This is a genomic window from Rhizobacter sp. (genome assembly GCF_031412075.1).
In the GTDB taxonomy this organism is placed as follows: domain Bacteria; phylum Pseudomonadota; class Gammaproteobacteria; order Burkholderiales; family Burkholderiaceae_C; genus Rhizobacter.
The window spans coordinates 1-5,144 of record NZ_JANOCG010000494.1 but is presented as its reverse complement, the minus strand read 5'-3'; the positions used below and the strand labels follow the sequence as shown (position 1 = coordinate 5,144).

The 5,144-nt window shown below is 65.5% G+C and carries 4 protein-coding genes; 3 read left to right on the top strand and 1 reads right to left on the bottom strand.

Annotated elements, in window-relative coordinates:
* The 3 genes from RMO40_RS18385 to RMO40_RS18375 all read left to right on the top strand — a co-directional run.
* Positions 1 to 292: toprim domain-containing protein (locus RMO40_RS18385; RefSeq protein WP_309724480.1), on the top strand; the 292-nt coding region annotated here is incomplete at its 5' end.
* A gap of 29 nt (positions 293 to 321) precedes the next feature.
* The gene (locus RMO40_RS18380; RefSeq protein ID WP_309724479.1) at positions 322 to 2,538 is read left to right on the top strand and encodes a type I secretion system permease/ATPase; all 2,217 of its coding nucleotides are present in this window, start codon (positions 322 to 324) and stop codon (positions 2,536 to 2,538) included.
* Positions 2,535 to 3,986, top strand: coding sequence for an HlyD family type I secretion periplasmic adaptor subunit (locus tag RMO40_RS18375; protein WP_309724477.1), 1,452 nt, complete (start codon positions 2,535 to 2,537; stop codon positions 3,984 to 3,986). Before RMO40_RS18380 ends, RMO40_RS18375 begins: the two co-directional genes overlap by 4 nt.
* 26 nt (positions 3,987 to 4,012) lie before the next feature.
* On the opposite strand, the gene RMO40_RS18370 is transcribed toward RMO40_RS18375, so the two are convergent.
* A partial coding sequence (locus RMO40_RS18370; RefSeq protein WP_309724475.1) for a transglycosylase SLT domain-containing protein occupies positions 4,013 to 5,144 on the bottom strand: 1,132 nt, incomplete at its 5' end.

Sequence of the window (5,144 nt, the reverse complement as noted above, 5' to 3'; positions counted from 1 at the left end):
CCGCGGTTTGTACTTCGTGTTGATGGGCCACCTGAGCCCCCTCGATGGCATCGGCGCGCGAGACATCGGCCTGCAGCAGCTGCTCGACCGTGCTGCCGATGGCACGGTCGATGAAGTCATCGTCGCGACCAACTTCACCGCCGAAGGCGAAGCCACCGCGCATGTGCTGGCCGAAACACTCAAGGCGCGCGACCTGCGCGTGACACGCCTGGCGCGCGGTGTGCCCATCGGCAGCGAGCTCGAATACGTGGACCTGGGCACCATCGCCCACGCGCTGGTCGACCGGCGCTGAGCGCACCACGGCACAATCCGCCCCACAAGATGGATGGGCGGGGAGGATTCAAAGTGTCTGGTCAAGTTCTCAACGAGGCGCAGCCGCGCGCTGAAGTGCCTTCAGTCCCTGTAGGTGGCATAGCGCCTGAGTTGGGTTTGAGTGCATTGCAATCGCTCTGCGTCATCGCCCGCCTGCACCATGTCGCTGCCGAGCCCGCGCACTTGGCGCATCAGCTTGGTTGGCCGCCCAGCCACACCCCGAGCACAGACGACCTGCTGCTGGCCGCCAAACACCTGGGCCTCAAGGCCAAGCTCAGCCGCAGCCCCACCGACCGCCTGAACCTTGCGCCCCTGCCGGCCCTGGCCTTGATGAACGATGGCCGCGTGGTCGTGCTGGCTCAATGTGACGGCCAACGTGTGCTGATGCAGGAAGCCGGCGGCCGCCCGGTCATCGAGCCGCTGAGCGTCTTCGAGACGCAGTGGAGCGGCCAGCTCATCCTCATCACGAGCCGCGCATCCCTGGCTGGCGCACTCGCCACCTTCGACTTCAGCTGGTTCATTCCGAGCTTGGTGAAGTACCGCCGCCTGCTGGGCGAGGTGCTGGTCGTTTCACTCTTCCTGCAACTCTTTGCGCTGGTGAGCCCGCTCTTCTTCCAGGTGGTGATGGACAAGGTGCTGGTGCACCGAGGCATGTCCACACTCGACGTGCTCATCATCGGTCTGGTGGTGGTGGTGCTCTTCGAGAGCGTGCTCACCATCCTGCGCACCTACGTCTTCAGCCACACCACCAGCCGCATCGACGTGGAGCTCGGCGCCCGCCTGTTCCGCCACCTGCTGCAGCTGCCCTTGGCCTACTTCCAGGCACGCCGTGTGGGTGACTCGGTGGAGCGTGTGCGCGAGCTCGAAAACATCCGCAGCTTTCTCACCGGCAATGCGTTGACGTTGGTGCTCGACGTGCTGTTCTCGGTGATCTTCATCGCGGTGATGTTCCTCTACAGCGTGCCGCTTACGCTGATCGTGCTCATCAGCCTGCCGCTCTACGTGGGCCTCAGCATCACGCTCATGCCCATCTTGCGTGCCCGCTTGAACGAAAAGTTTGCCCGTGGTGCCGAGAACCAATCGCTGCTGGTCGAAACCGTCACCGGCATCCAGACCGTGAAGGCCAGCGCGTTGGAGCCAGCGATTGCAAAACGCTGGGACGACCAGCTTGCCGCCTACGTCTCGGCCAGCTTCAAGACCAGCACGCTTGCAAGCTACGGCCACGAAGGCATCAACCTCATCGGCAAGCTGATCAGCGCCGCCACCCTCTGGTACGGCGCCCGCCTGGTGATGGACCAGCAGTTGAGCGTGGGCCAGTTTGTCGCCTTCAACATGTTTGCCCAGCGGGTGGCCCAGCCCATCATGCGCATGGCGCAGATGTGGACGGACTTTCAGCAAACCGGCATCTCGATGGCGCGGTTGGGTGACATCTTGAACACCCGCACCGAGGTGCCGCCCACTGCGGCCGCGCAGCTGCCGCCCCTCAAGGGGCGCATCCAGTTTGATGCCGTCACCTTCCGCTACCGCCCCGAAGCACCACCGGTGCTGCATGCCCTGAGCCTGGAAGTGAGAGCGGGCGAGGTGATCGGCATCGTGGGCCGCAGCGGCTCGGGCAAGAGCACGCTCACCAAGCTCGTGCAGCGCCTCTACACCCCCGAACAAGGCCGGGTGATGGTCGACGGCATCGACATCAGCCTGATCGATGCGGCGCAGCTGCGCCGGCAGATCGGCGTGGTGCTGCAAGAGAACCTGCTCTTCAACCGCAGCGTGCGCGAAAACATCGCCATCACCGACCCCGCCGCACCGATCGAAGCCGTGATGCAAGCCGCCCAGATGGCAGGAGCCCACGAGTTCATCAGCGAGCTGCCCGAGGGATACGACACCGTGGTGGGCGAGCAAGGCAGCAGCCTCTCCGGTGGCCAACGCCAGCGCATTGCCATTGCACGTGCCTTGTTCACCAATCCGCGCGTGCTGATCTTCGACGAAGCCACCAGCGCGCTCGACTACGAGAGTGAAGCCATCGTTCAACGCAACATGGCCCACATCTGCAAGGGCCGCACCGTGATCATCATTGCCCACCGCCTGAGCAGCGTGCGCCAGACCCACCGCATCATCGCAATGGACAAGGGCCGTATCGTCGAACAAGGCAGCCACGACGAGCTGCTCAAACAACCGAAGGGGCTCTACGCCCACCTGTGGGCCATGCAGGCGGGAGGCCCGGCATGAGCGCTTCAACGACACCCCGCCACCCGGCGATCGACCTGCTGGCGCGCTACAAGGCGATATTCCAGGCGGCCTGGGCCGTGCGGCACGAGCTGGCCGGCCCCAAGCGCCTGGCCGACGAAGCGGCTTTCCTGCCCGCCGCGCTCAGCCTGCAAGAAACCCCCGCCCACCCGGCCCCACGGCGCGTGGCCTGGGTGATCTGCGCGCTCTTCGTCATCGCGCTCGCCTGGGCCATCTTCGGCCAGATCGACATCGTCGCCGTGGCCTCGGGTCGCATCGTGGTGAGTGAGCGCACCAAGACCTTGCAGCCACTGGAAACCAGTGTCGTCAAGCGGGTGCTGGTCAAAGACGGTGAAACGGTGCAAGCCGGCCAGGTGCTGGTGGAACTCGACGCCACCAACGCCAGCGCCGACGGCGCCAGCGTGCAAGAGCAGCTGAGTGCGATGGTGTCGGAGGAGAGCAGGACCACGGCCGTGATGCTTGCACTGAAGACGGGGCGTGCGCCTGTGCTGCCTACCACCCCTCCGTTCGGGCTGAGCCTGTCGAAGCCAGCGCCAAGCACAGCCTCACGCGACAACGCCCAACTCCAAGCCGAGTGGCAAGACATCACCGCCAAGCTCGCCAAGCTGAGCGCCGAACAAGCGCGCCGCGAGGCCGAGATCACGACCGTGCGCCAGACCATCGCCAAGCTCGAAGCCACCTTGCCCATTGCCCAGCAGCGCGAGGCCGACTTCAAGCGCCTGACCGACGAAGGTTTCATCGCGGGCCACGCGGGCCAAGACCGCACCCGCGAACGCATCGAACAAGAGCGCGATCTCGCTACCCAGCGCGCGAGGCTCGCCGAAGCCCAGGCCACGCTGGCAGAGAGCGCCAACACCCGCAGCGCCTACCTCGCCGAAACCCAGCGCGCCCTGAGCGACCGCCAGGCCCAAGCGACCTCCAAACGCACGCAGCTCACCCAAGAGCTCAGCAAGACCGAGCAACGCACCCGCCTGACCCAGATGACGGCGCCCGTGGCCGGCACCGTGCAACAAGTGGCCGTGCACACCGAGGGCGGCGTGGTCACCGAGGCCCAGGTGCTGATGATCATCGTGCCCAAGGACGCCCAGGTCACCGCCGAGGTGGTGATCGACAACAAGGACATCGGCTTCGTCAACGCAGGCCAGGTGGCCGCCATCAAGCTGGAGACTTTCCCCTTCACCCGCTACGGCACGGTGGAGGCCAAGGTGAGCAGCGTGACGGCCGATGCGGTGAACGACGAAAAACGCGGCGCCATCTTTCCTGCCACGCTGGCCCTCAGCCAAAACAGCATCGTGATCGACGGCAAGCGCATCCACCTGAGCCCGGGCATGAACGTCACCGCCGAGATCAAGACCGGCAAACGCCGTGTGATCGACTACCTGCTCAGCCCGGTGCAGACGGCCGTGAGCCAGAGCATGGGAGAGCGGTGAAGGTCACGCCACGGCCGCTGCCGCGCTCAGCGCGGCCGGCTCTTGCGCTTCACCGGCGTCCGGGCCTTGCCCTTGCTGCGCACCGTGGGCTGCTTCTGCGGCACGAACACCACCACACTCTGGCCGCTTGAAAAACTGGCACTCGTGGTGACCTTGTTCCACAGCGCGACCTGCGAACTGCTCACGCGGTAACGCCTGGCGACGCTCGCCACCGTGTCGCCCTTGACGGCGCGGTGGGTGACGCGCCTGGGCGGCAGGGCCTCGGGGGCGAGTGCCATGGTGGCGTTGTCGGCCACATGCAGCGAAACGTCTTTCAACAGATGCTGCGCACGTGGCACCAGCAGCGTGGAGCCGGCCTTGACCAGCATGCGCGGCGGGATCTTGTTGACTTCGCGCAGCTCTTCTTCGCTCATGCCCACCTGTTGGGCGGCCTCGCTGGGCTTCAGGGTGCGCGGGGCAATCCAGGCTGTCCAGGTGGCGAAGGGGCCGCGGTGCGCGGCGACGTTGCGCACGAAGAGGCTGGCGTTGTCATACGGCAGCAGGATCTGCGGTGTGCCGGCGGCCAGGATCACCGGCTTGTTCATCTGCGGATTGAGGGTGTTGAACTCATCGCGCGAAATGCCGGCGAGCTGGACGGCGACTGCGACGTCGATGTCGCGCTCGATCGGCACGCTCAGGAAGTAGGGGTGGTTGGCCAGCGTCGGCAGCGTGACAGAGAAAGCACCTGGCCGCGCCACGAGGTTTTTCACCGCTTGCAGCTTGGGCACGTAGTAGGCCGTCTCGTTCGGCATGCGCAGGCTGAGGTAGTCGGTGGGTTTGCCGGCGCGTTTGTTGCGCGCGATGGCGCGCTGCACATTGCCTTCGCCCCAGTTGTAGGCGGCCAGTGCGAGATGCCAGTCGCCAAACATGCCGTGCAGTTTGCTGAGGTAGTCGAGCGCGGCGCGGGTGGAGGCGAGCACGTCGCGGCGGTCGTCACGGAAGACGTTTTGCCGCAGATCGAAATGTTTGCCGGTGGCGGGCATGAACTGCCACATGCCCGAGGCCTTGGCCGATGAGATGGCCTGCGGGTTGAAGGCGCTCTCGATGAAGGGCAGCAAGGCCAGCTCGGTCGGCATGCCACGGCGTTGCACTTCTTCAACGATGTGGAAGAGGTAGCGG